This is a genomic window from Pseudomonas sp. HMSC066A08, assembly GCF_001813025.1.
GTDB lineage: Bacteria > Pseudomonadota > Gammaproteobacteria > Pseudomonadales > Pseudomonadaceae > Pseudomonas > Pseudomonas aeruginosa.
The window spans coordinates 193,460-210,698 of sequence record NZ_KV811290.1; the positions used below are offsets into that span (position 1 = coordinate 193,460).

Below are 17,239 nucleotides of genomic sequence, written 5' to 3' on the forward strand. Positions count from 1 at the left end.
ATCCGGTATGTCCTTCGGCGAAACCAGCCGAAACCGCAAACAGCCGATATTACCAAGCTCGGCGCGCTTGCGCAGAGCGGAGATGGACGTATGGCGCGGCGGACGAATGCGACGGGGTACGACCCGCACTCGTCGGACCCCGGCAATCCCTGGCGCGACGCGACCTGGCGGTCGTCCGGAGCAAGTACAAATGCGAACGTAATTGAGATACAGTCGCAAACCTTCCGAATCGACGACCGCCTCGCCACCCGCGAGCGCGGCGTCGTCGTGCCAGCCAGACGAGGTAGCGACGATGCAAGGCCCTGTTTCCACCCGGGACGCCGCCCCATGACCAGCCAGGCCCTGGCCGGCGGCCTGTCCGTCACCGGCCGCATCCTCGTCGCGGTGCTGCTTGGCTACGCGCTGGCCTATGCGGTCACCGCCTGCCTGAGCATCTACCTGCCGCTGCCGCGTCCCGACCGGGTCTCGTTCGGCAGCCTCGGCTGCTTCGCCGTGTGGGTCGCGGCTATCGTCTACGCCTTCGCCGCGCGCAGCGCCTGGCGCGCCTGCTGGGTGCTGGCGCTGGCCAGCCTGGCGCTGGGCGGCCTGGCCTGGCTCGGCCTCGACTACGGAGCGCGTCCATGAACCTGCGTCAATCGATGTCCGGCCTGCATACCTGGTCGGGGCTGCTGGTCAGCTGGCTGCTGTTCGTCATCGTCTTCGCCGGCAGCCTGGCCAGCTTCGACAAGGAGCTGACCCGCTGGATGCAGCCGGACCTGCACCTGCCCGGCGCGCAGTCGCTGGGCGCCGACCAGGTGCGCGACTGGTTGCGCCAGCGCGCGCCCGATGCCCATGCCTGGTGGATGCTGCCGCCGAGCGCGCGGGCGCCCTACTGGAACGCCGGCTGGGAGCCGCGCGACGGCAGCGAGTTCAAGGTCTTCCAGCTGGACGCGGTGAGCGGCCAGCCGCTGCCGAAGACGGTCGGCGGCGAGTTCTTCTTCACCCTGCACTACGACCTGCACGCCGGCATGGTCGGCCTGTACATCGTCGGCATCGCCGGGATGCTGATGCTGGTGGCGCTGGTCAGCGGAACCATCGTGCACCGGCGGATCTTCAAGGACTTCTTCACCCTGCGCCCGCAGGCGGCGCGGCAGCGCGCCTGGCTCGACGCGCACAACGTGCTGGGGGTGATCGGCCTGCCGTTCCACCTGATGATCGCCTACACCGGCCTGGTGATCTTCATCGTCTACTACATGCAGGCGGGCCTGCAGGTGGTCTACCAGAACGACGGCGAGCGCTTCTTCCACGAAGTGCAGGGCTCCTACGAACGCGAGGAAGTCGGCCGTCCGGCGGGGCCGCCGGCGTCCATCGACGGCCTGATCGTCGAGGCCGGCAAGGTCTGGGGCGACGGCGGCGCACCGGGCTGGATCAGCGTCCACCATCCCTATGACGAGGCGGCCACCGTGGACATCCGCCGGCGCGACGCCTCGCGCATCCTCGACGACCAGCGCACGGTCAACTTCGATGCCTCCAGCGGTGAACTGCTGCATGCCCAGCCGTCCTATGCGCCCGGCTACGCTACCTACGGCTGGCTGACCGGCCTGCACATGATCCAGTGGGGCGGCCAGTTGGTGCGCTGGATGTACCTGTTGCTCGGGCTGTCCGGGGCGATGATGATCTTCGGCGGGCTACAGGTCTGGCTGGCCAAGCGCGAGGCTCGCGGCAGTCGTGGCGTTGGTCTGGTGCGGGCGCTGAACCTGGCGGTCTGCGGCGGCCTGCCGCTGGCCAGCCTGGCGCTGCTGTGGGGCAACCGCCTGCTGCCGACGCAACTGGCCGGCCGCGACGCCTGGGAGATCCGCGTGTTTTGCGCCAGCTGGGCGCTGGTCGCGCTGTGGGCCATCCTCCGCCGCAACAGCGGGACCCTCGGTCGCACGCAACTGCGCCTCGCCGCCGCGCTGGCGCTGGGCCTGCCGCTGCTCGGCCTGCTACGTAGCCCGGAAGGCAACCTGCTGGCCAGCCTGCAGCGCGGCGACTGGGTGCTGGCCGGCGTCGACCTCAGCCTGCTGGGCCTCGGCCTGCTCTGCGCCTGGCTCGGTTGGCGACGCCGACAAGCGTCGAGCAAGCCCGCCCGGCGACGCCTGAACGTCCAGGAGGTGGCCTGATGCTGCTGGTCTTCGGCCTCAACCTGCTGGCCTTCACCGCTCTCTGCCTGGCCATGAACCGCCACCACAAGAACCTCCTCGGCCACGAGCCGCCGGCTTCCCGGGTGCTTCTGCTACGCGGCGTGGCGCTGCTCGACCTGGGCCTGGCGCTGGCCTTCTCGATCCACCGGCAGGGCGTGGAGATCGGCATCGTCTTCTGGTCCTGCCTGCTGATGCTGGCGGCCGGCACGCTGGTCCTGCTGCTCGCCTGGCGGCCACGCTGGGCATTGCCTTGCGCCGCCGGAGTGCCGTTGCTCGGCGGGGTGCTGGCGCTGCTGCGCTGAAGGGCGCGCCGCCCATCCGTGCCTCGGGGGCGGCCCGGTCCAGCGTCTATGCTGGTGGTCGTGCTTTCCCCGGAGGTATGCGCCATGTACACGCCCGCCAGCAACACCGTCGCCAGCGTCATTCCCTGCCTGCGTTACCGTGATGCGCCGGCCGCCATCGACTGGCTGTGCCGGACCTTCGGCTTCCAGCGCAAGCTGGTGGTGCCCGGCGAGGACGGACAGGTGCTCCACGCCGAGTTGACCTACGCCAGCCCGAACGGCGCCAACGGCATGCTGATGCTCGGCTCGAGCGTCCGTGACAACGCCTACGGCCGGCTGATGCGGCACGTCGACGAAGCCGGCGGCAATACCCAGAGCCTCTACCTGGTGGTCGCCGATCCCGACGCCCTGTTCCGCAGCGCCCAGGCCGCCGGCGCCGAGATCGTCATCGACATCAAGGACGAGGACTACGGCGGTCGCGGCTTCACTTGCCGCGATCCGGAGGGCCACGTCTGGAGCTTCGGCAGCTATGATCCCTGGGCATGAGGCCCCGTCCATTCACCACAGGAGACGCTGCATGAAAACGCTCACGCTGATCGATGGCCAGGAGGTCGCCGCCATCGGCCAGGGTACCTGGCATATCGGCGAGCAGCCCGGCGAACGCAAGCGCGAGATCGCGGCGCTGCGCGAAGGCATCGAGCTGGGGATGACGTTGATCGATACCGCCGAGATGTACGCCGAGGGCGGCGCCGAGGACGTCGTCGGCGCGGCTATCGGGGGACGCCGCGAAGAGGTCTTCCTGGTCAGCAAGGTCTACCCGCACAACGCCAGCCGCAAGGGCCTGCCGGCGGCCTGCGAGCGCAGCCTGCGCCGGCTCGGTTGCGAAACCATCGACCTCTACCTGTTGCACTGGCAGGGCCGGTATCCGCTGGAGGAAACCATCGAAGCCTTCGAGCGGTTGCGCGACCAGGGCAAGATCCTGCGCTGGGGCGTGTCCAACTTCGACCTGGGCGACATGTACGAACTGGACGGCAGCACCTGTGCCGCCAACCAGGTGATGTACAACCTGGAGGAACGCGGTATCGAATACGACCTGCTGCCCTGGTGCCAGGAGCGCGGCATGCCGGTGATGGCCTACTGTCCGGTGGGGCAGGGCGGCCGGCTGCTACGGCACCCGGCGCTCGGCGAGATCGCCGCGCGCCACGACGCCAGCAGCGCCCAGGTCGCCCTGGCCTGGCTACTGGAGCAGGGGGTGATCGCGATCCCGAAGGCGGTGACGTCCGCTCACATCCGCCAGAATGCGGCGGCGGCCGACCTGGAACTGAGCGCCGACGACCTGCGGGCGCTCGACCAGGCGTTCCCGCCACCTACCCGCAAGCGAAACCTGGCGATCGTCTGAATGGAGTACGGGAGAAACGGCCTGCGTTTGTTTCCCCTGGCCGCAGGAATATGACGAAGTTGCCGAGGAAATATTTAAAAAGGAATAAGTAAATATTTATTTCCTGTGTGGGAACTTTCTTCAACTTAACCTGTATTTTTCGCTGTCCCACAAAAAAGCCCCGTCGGGGACGGGGCTTTTCCTTGCATTCGCGCTGATGCTTGCATGATTCAGGCAGCCAGTGTTTTCTTGCGAACTCGATTGATCACTTCTTCCATTTTGCCGGAGTCGTCGTACTGCTCCGGATACAGGCGCTCGCTGTGGCAGGCCACGCCATGCTGGTCAACGATGGTGAAACTGAAGTTTCCTTTACGAGTTGCCTGGATCAGGCAGTCGAACGGCGCAAATGCGGCGGTTAGGGTGCGAATTGCATCCTGAGTACGATGTTGAATAGACATATTCTTATGTTCCTTTACTTTCACGCTTATGGAGCAGCGTATATTGCAAATGTTCCCGCTCCGTGACAGTGCCAAGAAAGCTTTGTGTCGGGGGAACGTACTGGTTATGCCGGCTTTTTTCGAAAAGAGCAAGCTGGCAGTTCAGGTACTAATCAGAGGATCGATTGGCAGGAAAGTTTCCAGGCCAGGATCCTGATCAATCTGCGGGTGGTATTGCGGGACGCCGGTCTTCCCATCGGCCCTGCGTGGCAGGGGATTGCTTCAGAAGAGTGGCGACCGAAGAACCATCGGAAGGCTGTAACCCTGATGGTAGAGCCCTTTTCATCTGTGGGCCCGGTCGTGGGGTAAAGCCTGATTGACTTTCAGTTTGGTACGCAGTCCCGGATTGTATGTCTTTCGACGAAGAAAGGCCAGGATATTTTTTGAGCAGATGTCGTCCCGGCGGCGGGAATGTTTGAGCATTTGTTTCGGCGGACGCTTGCCAACCGGGCAAAGGTTATGGGCCTGGCGTCGGCGGCGCGTGGCAGGATTGCCGTTCCATCGCCGCGCCGAGGTTTATCCATGCCGTCGCCCGCTCGCACGCTGCTCGTGGCCTTCGTGTCCGCCTGGTTCCTGCTGGGTGGGCTGGGCCACTTCGTCTTCACCGATTTCTTCGTCGGCATCGTCCCGCCCTACGTGCCCTGGCCGCTGGCGGCGGTGTGGGTCAGCGGGGTCTTCGAACTGCTCGGCGCCGCCGCCCTGCTGTTGCCGGCATGGCGCCGGCTGGCGGCGTGCGGGCTGTTCATCCTGACCCTCTGCGTGACCCCGGCCAACCTCTACATGTGGCAGCACCCCGACCTGTTCCCATCCTTCCCGCCGACGCTGCTGGCCGCTCGCCTGGCGCTGCAGGCGTTCCTCCTCGCCTGCATCCTGGCGCTGATGCTGGCGCGGGACGAGGCGTCGCTGGCACGGCGCTAGGCGCAGGCGAAAAAAAGCCACTGTGCGGGGGTGGACAGTGGCCGGGAATGCCAGGAGATGGAGGAGCAATCGGACCTGGCGTGGATAGAGTAGTAGCCGCTCTGTCGAGGGTCTGTATGGCTATTGGTGAACTTTGTGAAGAAGTGCAAAGTAGAGCGGCCAACGGACGAACGGTGTTGCACGCGGCGGGACGCTCGCGGTAGTTTTTTCCCATGATCACGTTTCCCGTGGTCGCCCTCGAAGCCCGGCCCCAGCGCCGGGCTTCGTCGTTTCTGCCCGCCGCGCAACCGGACGCAGCGGGCGGCGACCGGTGCGAAAGGCTCTGGGGTGCGCCCGTATGGCCTCCGGCCAACTTAAAGTTCGGTTGTGCCGGGTGCTGTCATAACGCCATCGTTCAGTGGCCTCGGTGAGCCCCCGTACCCCCAGTTCGCTGGGGCTTGCCTTTGGTGTATCCCTTTTGCCCGGCCGCGTGCCGGGCTTTTTTATGCCCGGTCTTCTTCGTTCCGGTTTAGCCGGGGCCCGCGTTTCCTCGGCCGGCCCCTGAACCTCATCGCTGCATCGACGTCCCTAGCTACAGGCGAGCCTGTGGCCGGGGGCTTTCCATCATCCGCAAAAAGGTGAAAACCATGCTGACCATCGACTACAACAGTTATCGCACCACTACCCCCTACGGCAAACGCGTGCGCTTCCTGGTGCTGCACTACACCGCGCTCGACTTCGCCGCCTCGGTCAAGGCGCTGACCACCGGCGCCGCCAGCGCCCACTACCTGATCCCGGCGCCGCACGACCCCAGCTACAAGGCCGCCGGGTTCAAGGGCCAGCGCATCTTCAACCTGGTCGCCGAGGAAGACCGCGCCTGGCACGCCGGCGTCAGCGGCTGGGCGCGCCGCGACAACCTCAACGACACTTCCATCGGCATCGAGATCGTCAACCTCGCTCGCGACGACGACGGCGTGTTCACCTTCCCCGACTACGAGCGCTCGCAGATCAACGCACTCAAGCAACTGGCGAAGAACATCCTGCAGCGCTACCCGGACATGACCCCGAAGAACGTGGTCGGCCACTCCGACATCGCCGTCGGGCGCAAGTCCGACCCGGGGCCGAAGCTGCCCTGGAAGGAACTCTACGAGGCCGGTATCGGCGCCTGGTACGACGACGCCACCCGCGATCGCTATCGCGAAGGCTTCGAGCGCGACGGCCTGCCGCCGCGCGCCGACCTGCTGGAGGCGTTCCGCCTGTACGGCTATGCGCTGCCGGCGACGGTCGACGACGCCTACTTCGCCAGCCTGCTGCGCGCCTTCCAGATGCATTTCCGCCCGGAGAACTACGATGGCGCGCTGGATGTGGAGACTGCGGCGATCCTCTACGCTCTGAACGAGAAATACCCGGCCTGAGCCACCAGCCACGAGCGGCCGCCCGATGCGGCGGCCGCTTCCTTGCCCAACTCCATGGAGCACTTGCCATGACTGCCGTCGCACAGGTCGTCGCCAAGGCGGAAATGCTGATCCGCCGCCCCATCGCCGAGGTCTTCGAGGCCTTCGTCGATCCGGCCATCACCGCCAGGTTCTGGTTCAGCCGTGGCGATGCCCGCCTCGAAGCCGGGAAACGGCTGCGCTGGCACTGGGACATGTACGGGGTTTCCCAGGAAATCGAAGTGAAGGACCTGCAAACGAACCGCCGCATCCTCATCGAATGGCCGAATGGCGATAGCAACCCTTCCCAGGTGGAGTGGTTGTTCGAGGAACTGCCCGGCGCCGGGACCTTCGCCAGCATCCGCAACAGCGGTTTCGTCGGCACCCCGGAAGAGGTCATCCCGCGGGTGGTCGACGCCACCGAAGGTTTCACCCTGGTGCTCGCCGGGCTCAAGGCCTACCTGGAGCACGGCATCGCCCTGAACCTGGTGGCCGACCGCTTTCCCCGCGGTCTCGATGGCTGAGCATTGCCTGAGTGCGCGTCCCGCAGCGCGCTGCGTGCCCTCAGGCAATGCTCAGCCGAACGCGAAGTCGGCCAGCAATTGCAGGTTCAGGCCGACGATCGCCAGCGCTACCGCCCAGGCCAGCCACCGGGTCCCGGCGCCGATCGCCAGCGGGCCCATCAGGCGCCGGTCGGAAACGAACCGTAGCAGCGGGATCACTGCCAGCGGCAACTGCATCGACAGGACCACCTGGCTGAAGATCAGCAGCCGCGCGGTGCCGTCCTCGCCGTAGAGCAGGGTCACCAGCAGCACCGGCAGCACCGCGACGCCACGGGTCAGCAGGCGCCGCGCCCAGGGCGCCAGGCGCAGGCGGAGGAAGCCCTCCATGACGATCTGCCCGGCCAGGGTGGTGGTGACCGTCGAGTTGAGGCCGGACGCGAGCAGCGCCACGGCGAACAGCAGCGAGGCGAGTTCCAGGCCGAGCAATGGCGAGAGCAGCGCGTGGGCCTGCTCGATATCGACCACTTCGGTGTGCCCGTTGCGGTGGAACACGCTGGCGGCGACGATCAGGATCGCCGCGTTGACCAGCAGCGCCAGGGTCAGCGCCAGGCTGCTGTCGGCCACCGCCCAGCGCAGCGCCTGGCGCTTGCCGGCAAGGCTGCGCGGGTAGGCGCGGCTCTGCACCAGTGAGGAATGCAGGTAGAGGTTGTGTGGCATGACGGTCGCGCCGACGATGCCGATCGCCAGGTACAGGGCAGCCGGGTCGCTGAGCACCCGCGGGCTCGGCAAGAACCCTTGGAGCACCTCGCCGAGTTCGGGGCGCGAGAGCAGCAGCTGTACCGCAAAGCAGGCGAAGATCAGTGTCAGCAACGCCACCACGAAGGCCTCCAGCGGCCGCTGGCCACGTCCGATCAGGACCAGCACCAGCAGCGCGTCGCCCACGCAGAGCAACGCGCCCCAGGCCAGCGGCAGGCCGAACAGCAGCTTCAGGGCGATGGCGGTGCCGATCACCTCGGCCAGGTCGCAGGCGATGATCGCCGTCTCGCAGGCCAGCCACAGCAGGCGGCAGGTGCTCGGCGAGTAGCGTTCGCGGCAGGCCTGGGCCAGGTCCAGGCCGCTGGCGATGCCCAGGCGCGCGGACAGCGCCTGCAGCAGCATCGCCATCAGGCTTGAGAGCAGGATCACCGAGAGCAGCAGGTAGCCCAGCTGCGCGCCGCCGGCGACGTCGGTGGCCCAGTTGCCCGGGTCCATGTAGCCCACCGCGACCAGGTAGCCGGGGCCGGCGAAGGCCAGCAGGCGGCGCCACCAGTGGCCGCCGCCGGGGACTTCGACCGGCTGGGGGCGGCCGGGCTCGGCGGCCTGGGTGGCCGGGGTCTCCTTCGCGGACATGACGAAGCTCCTGCCGGACGCGTGCCGGCGCTGCTCGCGCGCCTTTCCCGGCGCGGCGTGGCACGTGGGTAGGCGAGCGGTTCAGGGGGGCAGGAAGGAGGAAGTCGGTCAGGCCGAGGCCGCCAGTTGCCGGTGCAGGTCCGGCAGGTCGCTGGCGATCAGGTCCCAGTCCTGCTCGGCGGCGAGGTCCTGGGTCTGGTCGGGGCCGTATTCCAGCGGCCGGGCGATGAACGCGGTCTTCAGGCCGAGGGCGCGCGCGGCCTTGAGGTCGTAGTTGTGCGCCGCGCAGAGCATCACCTCCTGCGGCGGCAGGTCGAGCAGGCGGCAGGCGCCGAGGTAGACCTGCGGGTCGGGCTTGTAGTGGCCGAACAGGTCGGCGCACAGCAGCATGTCCCAGGGCAGCCCGGCGTGCCGCGCGACGTCGAGCATCAGCGCGGTGTTGCCGTTGCTCAGCGCGGCGAGCCAGTAGTCGGCCTTCAGTGCGTGCATCCCGGCGAGCGTGTCCGGCCACGGCCGCAGGCGGTGCCAGAAGCCAGTGATGCGTTGCAGCAGGGCCTCGTCCAGCGCCAGGCCGAACTCTCCGGCCAGGGCTTCGAGACTCTGCCGGTGCAACTGGTCGAGGTGCTGCCAGGGCGCCTGGCCGTTGCGTACCCGGTCCATCGCCGGCTTGTATTGCTGGCGCCAGCGGTCGGTCAGTTCCACGCAGGGCAGGGTTCCGCCGAGTTCGCGCTCCAACGCCTGGAACTGCTCGATCAGGCTGGAACGCCAGTCCACCAGGGTACCGAACACATCGAACAGGATCGCGCGCATCATGCCTCCTCGGCCGTGGCCGTCATCGCTTCAGTGCTTCTGCGGCAGCGCCGTGGGCAGGCCGCGGCCGCTCCAGGCGGTGACCACAAGGGCTACCGCCGCCATCAGGCAGAGCGCCAGCCAGCCGGGGACGAAGCTGTGGCTGAAGTCCTTGAGCAGCCCCAGTGCCGGCGGCGCGAGAACGATCGCCAACTGGTTGATGGCCATCGCCAGGCCGAGGGCGAAGCCGGTCTTGCCGACCGGCGCGGTATCCGCCACATAGGCCACCCAGGGACCGTACCAGCCGAAGCCGAAGAAGCCCAGCCAGGCCACTACCAGACCCATCCCCAACGGTGATTGCAGGGGCTGCAGGACCAGCGCCAGCAGGCCGAGGATCACCGCGCCGAGGCAGACCATCACCGGGAAGTAGCGCCCGGCGCGGCAGCGGTCGCTCCAGGCGGCCAGCAGGATGCGCCCGGCGACGCCGCTGCCCTGGGCGACGAACAGCAGGGTCGCGGCCATGCCGATGCCGATCTCCAGGGTCTCGTGCAGGTAGAGCACGGTGAACACCAGGATGCCGTACTGCACCGAGATCAGCGCCACCCCGGAGCAGACGATGTTCTTCATCGCCGGGTCGGCGATCATCGCCAGCCGCGACTTCACCACCGCGCCCAGGTCGCGTTCGGCGGGGTTCGCGCCGGGCGCCGGGGCGTCCGGCGGGGTGCGGTAGAAGAGCATGAAGGCCAGCGCGCCGAGGAAGGCTACCAGGCCGCCGGCGAGGAATGCGCTGCGCCAGCCGTAGATTCCCGCCAGGTACGGCAGCAGCGCGGCGGACAGCGCGCCGCCCAGCGGCAGCCCGGCCTGGCGGATGCCCATGGCGAAGCCCAGCTGGGTCTTGGCGAACCAGCGTGACACCGACTTGCTGCCGCCCGGCTGCGCCGTGCTGTAGCCGGCGCCGACGACCACCAGGAACAGCAGGATGGTCAGGTAGTCGCTGGCCCACAGCGAGGCGCAGAGGGCCAGCGCGACGATCAGCGTGCCGAGGCCGACCACCAGCCGCTCGGAGTAGCGGTCGAGCAGCTCGCCGGCCACCAGCAGGCCGACGATCGGCACCAGCTGCGCCGCCGACACCAGCAGGCCGATCTGCAGCGACGAGAGTTGCAGGTCGTTCTGGATGAACACGGCGATCGCGCCGATGCCCTGGACGAAGAAGCAGGCGCAGGCCTGGGCGAAGGTGGCGATCAGCAGGATGACCCAGCGGTAGCGCTGGGTCGGGTTCGCGGCGAGGGCGGCGGTCACTGGACGAACTCCCGTGCGAGGGTGAAGTTGGCTTCGCCGAGCGGATGCAGGCGCTGCAGCGACAAGTATTCGCCGAGGGTGCGTTCCATGCCCATGCGCTGGAAGATCCGTTCGCCGTCGAGCTCGGCCTCGGCGCCGTTGGCGCGCAGTTCGTCGAGGGCCTGGCGCAGCAACTGGCAGTTGTCGCTGAGCGTCACCCGGCCGTCATCGTCCACCGCGTAGGGCGTGTCCTCCATGCCGACCCGCAGCACGTCGACCTGGCTGTCCGCCTGCGCGGCGTAGGCGGCCAGCCGGCGCACCGCGCAAAGTGGGGTGCCGGCGCGAAGGCCGACGTCGAGCGGCCGGAAGTGCTGCGCGGCATGCTGCGGCATCACCGCCGCGCCCACCGTGATGCTGACCTTGCGCTTGCGCACGTCGGGTTCGCCGATGTCGTACTCCAGGCTCTTGGCGCTCTCGATCACCGCGCGGAACTGCTGGTAGGTGTCCGGGAACGGCAGGCGCGGCGAGAAGCCGAACAGCAGGATCACGTTCAACTGCCCGGAACCGCCCAGGCGCAGACGCGGGTGCTCCACCGCGAAACGGGTCATGGCGTAGCTGCGCACATGCTGCACCCACTCCACCTCGTGGAACAGACCGAGCTTCTGGCGCGCCTGGATGGCGTTGCGGTAGACCTGGAACTGGGTCATCGGCGAGGTCACCCCGTAGTCGGCGCCCTTGCTGGTGGAGTGGGTCTGCAACTCGGCCTTTTCCAGCGCCGTCGACGGCTGGTAGTCGCGCAGGTCGGCGAGGAAGGCCGGGCTCGAGGCATAGTCGAGGTCGAGCTTGCGCCTTTGCTTCTCCAGCTCGCAGATCACCTGTAATTCGATGGCCGCCTGGATCGTCACGAAGTGCGCACCGCCCAGGTGCAGCGGGATGGCGCAGTGGCTGACCCGCTCCCACTCGCCGAAGCGGTGGATGTTCTCCTGCACCTCGCTGCCGTTGCGGCTGGCGCCGAAGCTCAGCATCAGGTCGGGGAAGCGGTTCTGCAGGGCGCGGCTGACCGCCTGGTAGATGTCGTTGTCGGTGGTCTGTTCCTGGGTCAGCGGGTTGCGCGCGTGATAATGGTAGTAGCGGCAACCCATCTCGTAGAGCTGGCGCGCTTCGTCCAGCAGTTCGCCGGGGGCGGTGCGGATGGTGGCGCCGGTGCAGATGCTGTCGAGCAGGTGGTCGCCGGTGGCGGCGTGGTTGCGCGGGGTGAACTTGGCGCCGGTGGAGGCGCATCCGAGAATCAGGGTTTTCCGGGATCCGGTCATGGTCGTCTTTCCTCCATTCATCATTCCATTGAGGGCGGAGCGGTCCGCGGCGGACCGAAAGGCTGCCCAGGGCGTCGAAAGTCGTCGGTGTCTCAGGCAGGTGAAAGATGTCGCTGGCGGGATCGTTATGCGTTGTTCTACGAGAGGGATTTAAACCGCATGGCGGCGGCCGTGCGCGGCGCATTCGGCAACGCTCGTTGCCGCCGGCACAAAGACCTTGCGCAAATCGCCCGGCGTTGCGCCAACCGCCGGCACGGCGGTGCAACGTTGCCATTCGCGCAAGGTCGCTCAACTGGCGGCGCGCTGTCGCAGGCAATCCTCCAGGGCCTCGCCGAGGCGCTCGATCTCGCCGTCGTCGGTCAGGTAGTGCGGAGTCAGGCGCAGTACCCCCGGCAGCGCCTGCTCGCGCAGCGCCCAGCGGGCATACTGCGGGCCGATGTAGGAAGCGTTCACGCCGCGCGCGTGGAGGCGCTTCAGCCATTGCTCGCCGCTCAGTTCGGGGGCCGCGTAGGTCATCAGCGCGCTGGCGTGCGGCCCTTGTTCCAGCGGCGTCCAGCCGAGCCGGCGGTAGAGCTGCTGGGCGATGCGTTCGCGCAACTGGCGGTTGCGCCGGGCGATGCGCCGGACGTCGGTCTGCAACAGGTAGTCGCAACTGGCCTTGAGCGCCAGGCGCAGCCCCGGGTTGAACTCCGAGCATTCGAAGCGCCGCGCGTCATCCCGTGCCTGCAGGGCGAAGGCGTCGCTCCATTGCGCGCCGCCGACGTCCAGCCCGTCGGGCAGGGCCAGGCGCTCCAGGGCGCGTTCGCCGAGATAGAGCACGCCGAGTCCCTTCGGCCCGCGCAGCCACTTGCGCGGCGGGAACACCAGCACGTCGCAGCCGATCGCCTCCACCGCCAGCGGCAACTGGCCGACCGCATGGCTGGCATCGAGGAAGAACAGCCCGTCATGGGCGCGGATGCGCTCGGCCACGCCCTCCAGCACGGTAGCCGCGCCATGCCCGGTGGGCACCGCGCTGAGCGACAGCAGCGGCGTCTGGCCGGGGGCAAGGTCGTGCAACTGCTCGTCGAGCCGCTGCAACAGCTGTGCGGCGTCGCCGCGCGCGTCGATCAGGCGCAGCTCCAGCCCGCGCTGCTGGCGCGCGGCGAGCAGGCACAGGCTGTTGGAACCGTATTCGTCGAAGCTGCTGATCGCCCGTATCCGTGGATGGGCTGCCAGGGCCGCGGCGAAGGCCACCGACCAGGCGCGGCTGGCGCAGTCGAGCAGGGCGATGTGCTGTGGCTGGGTGCCGAGCACCCGCGCGACGCTGTCGCGGACCGCCTGCAAGGGCTCGGCGAAATGCTCGGCGGCGCGCTGCACGCCCCAGCACCGCTCGGCTTCCAGCCAGCTGTCGAGGGCGTCGTAGAGCGCCTGCGGCGGCAGGCTGGCGGAGCCATGGGCGAAGTGCGCGTAGCTGCCCCAGGCCGGGGTCTCGCGGCGCAGGCGCAGCAGTTCGTCGGCGCCGAAGGCGTCGGGGGCGGCGGGGAAGAGCGCGCTCATGGCCGCACCGCCGCGATCAGTTCCACCTCCACCGCGGCGCCGCGCGGCAGCTCGGCCACACCGACGGCGGCGCGGGCGTGGCCGCCGCGCGCGCCGAGCACCTCCTCGAAATATTCGCTGGCGGCATCGATCACCGCCGGCTGCTGGACGAAACCCGCCGCGCTGGCGACGTAGCCGGTCACCTTGAGCAGCCGCTCGACCCGTTGCAGGCCGCCCAGTGCCTCCTCCAGCGCCTGCAGGCAGCGCGCCGCGCAGAGCCGGGCGGCCTGGCGGGCCTGTTCCAGGTCGAGTTCGCTGCCGACCTTGCCGGTCCAGCGCAGCTCGCCGTGCTGGCGCGGCAACTGGCCGCTGACGTAGGCGATGCCGGCGTGGAGCACCACCGGCTGGTAGGCGCCGCCGGCGACGATGGCCGGAGCGGGGGATGTCTGCATGGTCCTGTCCTCGTGGCGGACCCGCCCGGCCACGATGCACGGGCGGGTCGATGGCTGGAAAAGCGCGACCTCACTACTGTGGGCCGGTTTTCCCGGTCTGTTTTGCGGGAGTCGACGAGTTGCTTGCCAAATCGGCAAAACAAACCGAACTTTAGCCTTGCAACAGGCACCGCCGCGCGAAGTAGACTGAAAACGCCCGACCGTTGAGGAACGCGCAACGATGATCGACCTGGTGATGCTCAAGGACTTCCTCGTCCTCTGTCGGATCAAGAGCTTCAGCCGTGCGGCGCAGGAGTGCCATGTCTCCGTGTCCGGGTTGAGCCGGCGTATCCAGACCCTGGAACAGTGGCTCGGCGCGCCGGTCTTCGAGCGCCACAAGCACGCCCTCGAACTGACCGAGGCCGGCCGCCAGCTGCAAGGCGTGGCGCAGGACGCGGTGCGTGCCCTGGACAACCTGCGCCAGTCGATCCGCGAGCGCGACGAAGACGCCCAGCGGCGCATCCGTTTCTGCGCCCCGCACATCCTCTCCTCGGTGTTCTTCCCGCACTGGATTCCGCGCCTGCAGGCGGACTTCCGCAGCGCCAAGTTCAGCGTCGACTGCGATTACCTGCCGCAATGCCTGTCGCGCTTGCGCGACGGCTCGGTGGACTACGTGGTGGCGTTGCTCGACGAAGGCGAGGCGGTGTCGCGCCGCCTGGGCATCGATAGCGAAGCCGAGTTCCAGCGCCTGGAGCTTGGCCACGAACAACTGGTGGCGGTCTGCGCGCCGGACGCCGCCGGCCAGCCGCTGTTCAACCTCGACCGCCTGCAGACCGAAGCGCTGTCGTTCCTCGGCTACTCCGAGGAATGCCACCTGGGCTGGGCTCTGGAACCGCTGCTGCGCGACAGCGGCCTGTTCCTCCAGCGCCATCACAGCTCCAGCCAGACCGAGGGGCTGCGCTTCTTCGCCCAGTCGCGCCTGGGCGTCGCCTGGCTGCCGCATACCCTGGTCCGCGAGGACCTCGCCAGCCGTCGCCTGGTGCGCGCCGGCGGCCAGCGCTTCGACGTGCCGCTGCGCTACACCCTGATCCGTCGCCGCCTGCCGTTACCCGGCGAGGCCGAACGCCTGTGGACCTTCCTCGGCGAGCTGGCGCGCCCGGCGCCGCGCTACGCGGTGGTCGGCGCGGCCTCCTGAGCCGCCGTCTCGGCGAGCAGGGCGCGGCGGAACTCACCGACCAGGTCGTCCTGCGCCGAACCGCTGCGGCTGACCATCACCAGCTCGCGCTGGAATTCCAGCGCGCCCAGTTCGATCACCCGTACCCGCGCCGGCTCGCGTAGCCACAGCCCAGCCCGGGGCAGCAGCGCCACGCCGAGACCGTTCTCCACCATCCGCGCGATCGCGTCGATCTCGTCCAGCTCCATCACCTGGCGTGGCCTGAGCTGTTGCGCCTCGAGGAAATCGCCCACCAGGCGACCGCCGAAGGACACATGGTCGTAGCGGATGAACGGTTGCGTGCGCAGCAATTCCAGCGCATCCGTCGCGGTGCATTGCGGCGGCGCGATCAGCACGAACGGCTGGCGCTCGACCCGTTGCGCGGAGAGCCCGCGCGGCAGGTTGAACGGCGGGCGGATGAGGATCGCCAGGTCCAGTTCGGCGGCGTCCACCTGGTCCAGCAGGTGCAGCGAGACGCCCGGCACCACCTGCGGCTCGATGTGCGGCGCCTGTTCGGCGAGGCGCTTGAGCACCTCCGGCAGCAGCCCGGTCTGCGCCGTGTTCACCGCACCGATGCGCAGGCGTCCGCGCGGGCTGTCGCCCTGGCCGATGCCGTCGAACAGCGCGAGGATCTGCTCGGCCGTACGCACCGCCTGCCGCCCGGCCTCGTTCAGGTGCGCCGCGCGCGGCGTGCGCTGGAACAACTCGACGCCGACGCTGCGTTCCAGCGCGCGGATCTGCGCACTCACCGCCGACTGCGTCAGCCCCACCTGTTCCCCCGCCGCGGCGAAGGAGCCCCGGCGCGCCACGGCGACCAGGGTGCGAAGTTCGCGGATCATCCAAGCCTCGAAAAAAGTGTTGCTCAGGCGAAATATTATGCGCTTTCCATCGAAATCGGAACGGCAAATAATCCCGGCACACCCACAGAGGAACCGCGCCATGAGCCTGATGCCCTTCCACCTCGCCATCCCCGTCCACGACCTGCCGGCCGCCCGGCGCTTTTATGGCGAAGTCTTCGGCCTGAGCGAAGGTCGCTCCGCCGAGCACTGGGTCGACTTCGACTTCTTCGGCCACCAGTTGGTCATCCACCAACACCCGCAGACCGACTCCCAGCGCCACGCCGGCAGCAACCCGGTGGACGGCCACGACGTGCCGGTGCCGCATTTCGGCGTGGTCCTCGCCTGGGACGACTGGCACGCCCTGGCCGAACGCCTGAAGCAGCGCGGCACCCGCTTCGTGATCGAGCCCTACATCCGCTTCAAGGGCCAGGTCGGCGAGCAGGCCACGCTGTTTCTCTTCGACCCCTGCGGCAACGCGCTGGAGTTCAAGAGCTTCCGCGACATGGACCAGTTGTTCGCCAAGTGAGATTGCCGGCGCTCCGCCTGGAGGCTGCGCTCATTGTGCGCAGTCCGTGCAGAACTCCAGCGCCGCGCAGCTGGACTGCTCGTCCGGCAGGCTCGACGTCGCGCATTCTTTCTTGCGCACCACGCTGCCCAGCGGCGCCAGCTTGAACCGCTCCGGCGGCGGGCTGGCCGGCTTTGCGCTTTCCGTTCCGTCGAGGTCGGGCTTGAAGGCGTGTTCAAGGTCGCCCAGGCGTTCGTCCAGGGTGGCGGAGGAGGCGAGGGCGGGCGTCAGGGCCAGGATGAGCAGGAGAACGCGGTAGGGCATGGGGTTTCCGGTGTGGGTGGCGATGCGCTGGAGCCGGGCACGGCATCCCCGCATGACGAGGAATCGAAGCGGCCATTCAAGTCGATTGCGTGTTGGCGATGGGGCTCTTTTGCCTACTGTTCGGAATTCTGTGAAGCGTTTCGCGCCTTGCCGGGGCGGCGCCTTGTCCGAGCGGAACCACCATCGCACCGCGTAGAACCCTTGGGCCCTTCAAAGTCAGAGGCTTGATGGCGGAACAGGGATTTCGGATGACCCAAAGCATGAGCCGACGGGGAAACTGCCACGACAATGCACCAATGGAGAGGCTGTTTCGTAGTTTGAAAACGGAGTGGGTGCCGGCGGTGGGTTACATGACGACAGCGTTGGCCGAACAGGACATAGGCCGCTATCTCATGCAACGCTGCAACTGGACAGGCCGCATCAGCACAACGGTTTCGTGGCGCCGGCTGTTGCGGAAGAAAAACTCAATTCTGTGTCCGGGAATCGTTGACC

At 68.0% G+C, this 17,239-nt stretch carries 19 protein-coding genes and 1 pseudogene; 11 read left to right on the forward strand and 9 right to left on the reverse strand.

The genetic code is table 11. From position 1 onward, the window contains the following. Nucleotides 1-327: 327 nt before the first annotated feature. The 5 genes from HMPREF2886_RS34720 to HMPREF2886_RS10140 all read left to right on the forward strand — a co-directional run bounded on the left by HMPREF2886_RS34720 (nucleotide 328) and on the right by HMPREF2886_RS10140 (nucleotide 3,842). Nucleotides 328-624 carry a DUF3649 domain-containing protein gene (locus tag HMPREF2886_RS34720; RefSeq protein ID WP_003085639.1) on the forward strand — a complete coding sequence of 99 codons (297 nt, stop codon included), beginning with the start codon at nucleotides 328-330 and terminating at the stop codon, nucleotides 622-624. Next, complete coding sequence (locus HMPREF2886_RS10125) at nucleotides 621-2,141, forward strand: PepSY-associated TM helix domain-containing protein (RefSeq protein ID WP_057388538.1); 1,521 nt, start codon at nucleotides 621-623, stop codon at nucleotides 2,139-2,141. The genes HMPREF2886_RS34720 and HMPREF2886_RS10125 overlap by 4 nt, the downstream gene beginning before the upstream one ends. After that, nucleotides 2,141-2,464, forward strand: a complete 324-nt coding sequence (locus HMPREF2886_RS10130; RefSeq protein WP_057388537.1) for a DUF3325 domain-containing protein — start codon at nucleotides 2,141-2,143, stop codon at nucleotides 2,462-2,464. The genes HMPREF2886_RS10125 and HMPREF2886_RS10130 overlap by 1 nt, the downstream gene beginning before the upstream one ends. A gap of 84 nt (nucleotides 2,465-2,548) precedes the next feature. Then, nucleotides 2,549-2,989, forward strand: coding sequence for a VOC family protein (locus HMPREF2886_RS10135; RefSeq protein WP_033972567.1), 441 nt, complete (start codon nucleotides 2,549-2,551; stop codon nucleotides 2,987-2,989). A 31-nt stretch (nucleotides 2,990-3,020) separates the two neighbouring features. Next, nucleotides 3,021-3,842 (forward strand): aldo/keto reductase, encoded by an 822-nt coding sequence (locus HMPREF2886_RS10140; protein WP_070747231.1) that lies wholly within the window; start codon nucleotides 3,021-3,023, stop codon nucleotides 3,840-3,842. Nucleotides 3,843-4,051: 209 nt separating this feature from the next. On the opposite strand, the gene HMPREF2886_RS10145 is transcribed toward HMPREF2886_RS10140, so the two are convergent. Next, nucleotides 4,052-4,279, reverse strand: a complete 228-nt coding sequence (locus HMPREF2886_RS10145) for a hypothetical protein (protein ID WP_003085644.1) — start codon at nucleotides 4,277-4,279, stop codon at nucleotides 4,052-4,054. Nucleotides 4,280-4,840: 561 nt separating this feature from the next. Between HMPREF2886_RS10145 and HMPREF2886_RS10150 the strand changes: the two genes are divergently transcribed. The 3 genes from HMPREF2886_RS10150 to HMPREF2886_RS10160 all read left to right on the forward strand — a co-directional run bounded on the left by HMPREF2886_RS10150 (nucleotide 4,841) and on the right by HMPREF2886_RS10160 (nucleotide 7,172). After that, nucleotides 4,841-5,236: a DoxX family protein gene (locus HMPREF2886_RS10150; RefSeq protein ID WP_033972571.1), complete on the forward strand. Its 396-nt coding sequence runs from the start codon at nucleotides 4,841-4,843 to the stop codon at nucleotides 5,234-5,236. Between the two features lie 626 nt (nucleotides 5,237-5,862). Beyond that, a complete protein-coding gene (gene ampDh3, locus HMPREF2886_RS10155) occupies nucleotides 5,863-6,630 on the forward strand; it encodes an N-acetylmuramoyl-L-alanine amidase AmpDh3 (protein WP_003114198.1) in 768 nt (255 codons plus the stop codon). A gap of 68 nt (nucleotides 6,631-6,698) precedes the next feature. After that, nucleotides 6,699-7,172, forward strand: a complete 474-nt coding sequence (locus tag HMPREF2886_RS10160) for an SRPBCC family protein (protein WP_039027253.1) — start codon at nucleotides 6,699-6,701, stop codon at nucleotides 7,170-7,172. Nucleotides 7,173-7,223: 51 nt separating this feature from the next. On the opposite strand, the gene HMPREF2886_RS10165 is transcribed toward HMPREF2886_RS10160, so the two are convergent. From HMPREF2886_RS10165 to HMPREF2886_RS10190, 6 genes are all read right to left on the reverse strand, one after another. Beyond that, nucleotides 7,224-8,540 carry an Nramp family divalent metal transporter gene (locus HMPREF2886_RS10165; protein WP_033972575.1) on the reverse strand — a complete coding sequence of 439 codons (1,317 nt, stop codon included), beginning with the start codon at nucleotides 8,538-8,540 and terminating at the stop codon, nucleotides 7,224-7,226. A 108-nt stretch (nucleotides 8,541-8,648) separates the two neighbouring features. After that, the gene (locus tag HMPREF2886_RS10170; RefSeq protein ID WP_033972577.1) at nucleotides 8,649-9,350 is read right to left on the reverse strand and encodes a haloacid dehalogenase type II; all 702 of its coding nucleotides are present in this window, start codon (nucleotides 9,348-9,350) and stop codon (nucleotides 8,649-8,651) included. 30 nt (nucleotides 9,351-9,380) lie between these two features. Then, complete coding sequence (locus HMPREF2886_RS10175) at nucleotides 9,381-10,628, reverse strand: MFS transporter (protein ID WP_070747233.1); 1,248 nt, start codon at nucleotides 10,626-10,628, stop codon at nucleotides 9,381-9,383. Continuing rightward, nucleotides 10,625-11,920, reverse strand: coding sequence for a 3-keto-5-aminohexanoate cleavage protein (locus HMPREF2886_RS10180; protein WP_070747235.1), 1,296 nt, complete (start codon nucleotides 11,918-11,920; stop codon nucleotides 10,625-10,627). The genes HMPREF2886_RS10175 and HMPREF2886_RS10180 overlap by 4 nt, the downstream gene beginning before the upstream one ends. Nucleotides 11,921-12,208: 288 nt before the next feature. Beyond that, the gene (locus HMPREF2886_RS10185; protein ID WP_070747237.1) at nucleotides 12,209-13,456 is read right to left on the reverse strand and encodes an aminotransferase class V-fold PLP-dependent enzyme; all 1,248 of its coding nucleotides are present in this window, start codon (nucleotides 13,454-13,456) and stop codon (nucleotides 12,209-12,211) included. Then, nucleotides 13,453-13,887 carry a RidA family protein gene (locus HMPREF2886_RS10190; protein WP_058178199.1) on the reverse strand — a complete coding sequence of 145 codons (435 nt, stop codon included), beginning with the start codon at nucleotides 13,885-13,887 and terminating at the stop codon, nucleotides 13,453-13,455. The genes HMPREF2886_RS10185 and HMPREF2886_RS10190 overlap by 4 nt, the downstream gene beginning before the upstream one ends. Before the next feature lie 220 nt (nucleotides 13,888-14,107). Between HMPREF2886_RS10190 and HMPREF2886_RS10195 the strand changes: the two genes are divergently transcribed. Next, on the forward strand, nucleotides 14,108-15,061 hold the full coding sequence (locus HMPREF2886_RS10195) for a LysR family transcriptional regulator (RefSeq protein ID WP_003085661.1): 954 nt from the start codon (nucleotides 14,108-14,110) through the stop codon (nucleotides 15,059-15,061). Here HMPREF2886_RS10195 and HMPREF2886_RS10200 read toward each other — a convergent pair. Then, entirely contained in the window at nucleotides 15,034-15,918 is an 885-nt protein-coding gene (locus tag HMPREF2886_RS10200) for a LysR family transcriptional regulator (protein ID WP_003111828.1), read from the reverse strand. The two genes, HMPREF2886_RS10195 and HMPREF2886_RS10200, sit on opposite strands and share 28 nt — an antisense overlap. A gap of 100 nt (nucleotides 15,919-16,018) precedes the next feature. Here HMPREF2886_RS10200 and HMPREF2886_RS10205 point away from each other — a divergent pair, with 100 nt between their 5' ends. Then, on the forward strand, nucleotides 16,019-16,444 hold the full coding sequence (locus HMPREF2886_RS10205) for a VOC family protein (protein WP_003116492.1): 426 nt from the start codon (nucleotides 16,019-16,021) through the stop codon (nucleotides 16,442-16,444). Between the two features lie 30 nt (nucleotides 16,445-16,474). Here the strand turns inward: HMPREF2886_RS10205 and HMPREF2886_RS10210 are convergent, their stop codons facing one another. After that, nucleotides 16,475-16,747, reverse strand: a complete 273-nt coding sequence (locus tag HMPREF2886_RS10210; protein ID WP_033972598.1) for a hypothetical protein — start codon at nucleotides 16,745-16,747, stop codon at nucleotides 16,475-16,477. Nucleotides 16,748-16,989: 242 nt separating this feature from the next. Between HMPREF2886_RS10210 and HMPREF2886_RS34970 the strand changes: the two are divergent. After that, a pseudogene (locus HMPREF2886_RS34970) lies at nucleotides 16,990-17,237 on the forward strand (integrase core domain-containing protein); the annotation flags it as partial. Between the last annotated feature and the right edge of the window lie 2 nt (nucleotides 17,238-17,239).

What these genes read in the sequence shown, in the direction of transcription:
- ampDh3 (WP_003114198.1), top strand. Translation starts at nt 5,863, where the DNA reads ATGCTGACCATCGACTACAACAGTTATCGCACCACTACCCCCTACGGC.
- HMPREF2886_RS10210 (WP_033972598.1), bottom strand. Translation starts at nt 16,747, where the DNA reads ATGCCCTACCGCGTTCTCCTGCTCATCCTGGCCCTGACGCCCGCCCTC.
- HMPREF2886_RS34720 (WP_003085639.1), top strand. Translation starts at nt 328, where the DNA reads ATGACCAGCCAGGCCCTGGCCGGCGGCCTGTCCGTCACCGGCCGCATC.
- HMPREF2886_RS10165 (WP_033972575.1), bottom strand. Translation starts at nt 8,540, where the DNA reads ATGTCCGCGAAGGAGACCCCGGCCACCCAGGCCGCCGAGCCCGGCCGC.
- HMPREF2886_RS10130 (WP_057388537.1), top strand. Translation starts at nt 2,141, where the DNA reads ATGCTGCTGGTCTTCGGCCTCAACCTGCTGGCCTTCACCGCTCTCTGC.
- HMPREF2886_RS10205 (WP_003116492.1), top strand. Translation starts at nt 16,019, where the DNA reads ATGAGCCTGATGCCCTTCCACCTCGCCATCCCCGTCCACGACCTGCCG.
- HMPREF2886_RS10135 (WP_033972567.1), top strand. Translation starts at nt 2,549, where the DNA reads ATGTACACGCCCGCCAGCAACACCGTCGCCAGCGTCATTCCCTGCCTG.
- HMPREF2886_RS10140 (WP_070747231.1), top strand. Translation starts at nt 3,021, where the DNA reads ATGAAAACGCTCACGCTGATCGATGGCCAGGAGGTCGCCGCCATCGGC.
- HMPREF2886_RS10185 (WP_070747237.1), bottom strand. Translation starts at nt 13,456, where the DNA reads ATGAGCGCGCTCTTCCCCGCCGCCCCCGACGCCTTCGGCGCCGACGAA.
- HMPREF2886_RS10195 (WP_003085661.1), top strand. Translation starts at nt 14,108, where the DNA reads ATGATCGACCTGGTGATGCTCAAGGACTTCCTCGTCCTCTGTCGGATC.
- HMPREF2886_RS10145 (WP_003085644.1), bottom strand. Translation starts at nt 4,279, where the DNA reads ATGTCTATTCAACATCGTACTCAGGATGCAATTCGCACCCTAACCGCC.
- HMPREF2886_RS10190 (WP_058178199.1), bottom strand. Translation starts at nt 13,887, where the DNA reads ATGCAGACATCCCCCGCTCCGGCCATCGTCGCCGGCGGCGCCTACCAG.
- HMPREF2886_RS10160 (WP_039027253.1), top strand. Translation starts at nt 6,699, where the DNA reads ATGACTGCCGTCGCACAGGTCGTCGCCAAGGCGGAAATGCTGATCCGC.
- HMPREF2886_RS10200 (WP_003111828.1), bottom strand. Translation starts at nt 15,918, where the DNA reads ATGATCCGCGAACTTCGCACCCTGGTCGCCGTGGCGCGCCGGGGCTCC.
- HMPREF2886_RS10180 (WP_070747235.1), bottom strand. Translation starts at nt 11,920, where the DNA reads ATGACCGGATCCCGGAAAACCCTGATTCTCGGATGCGCCTCCACCGGC.
- HMPREF2886_RS10125 (WP_057388538.1), top strand. Translation starts at nt 621, where the DNA reads ATGAACCTGCGTCAATCGATGTCCGGCCTGCATACCTGGTCGGGGCTG.
- HMPREF2886_RS10150 (WP_033972571.1), top strand. Translation starts at nt 4,841, where the DNA reads ATGCCGTCGCCCGCTCGCACGCTGCTCGTGGCCTTCGTGTCCGCCTGG.
- HMPREF2886_RS10170 (WP_033972577.1), bottom strand. Translation starts at nt 9,350, where the DNA reads ATGCGCGCGATCCTGTTCGATGTGTTCGGTACCCTGGTGGACTGGCGT.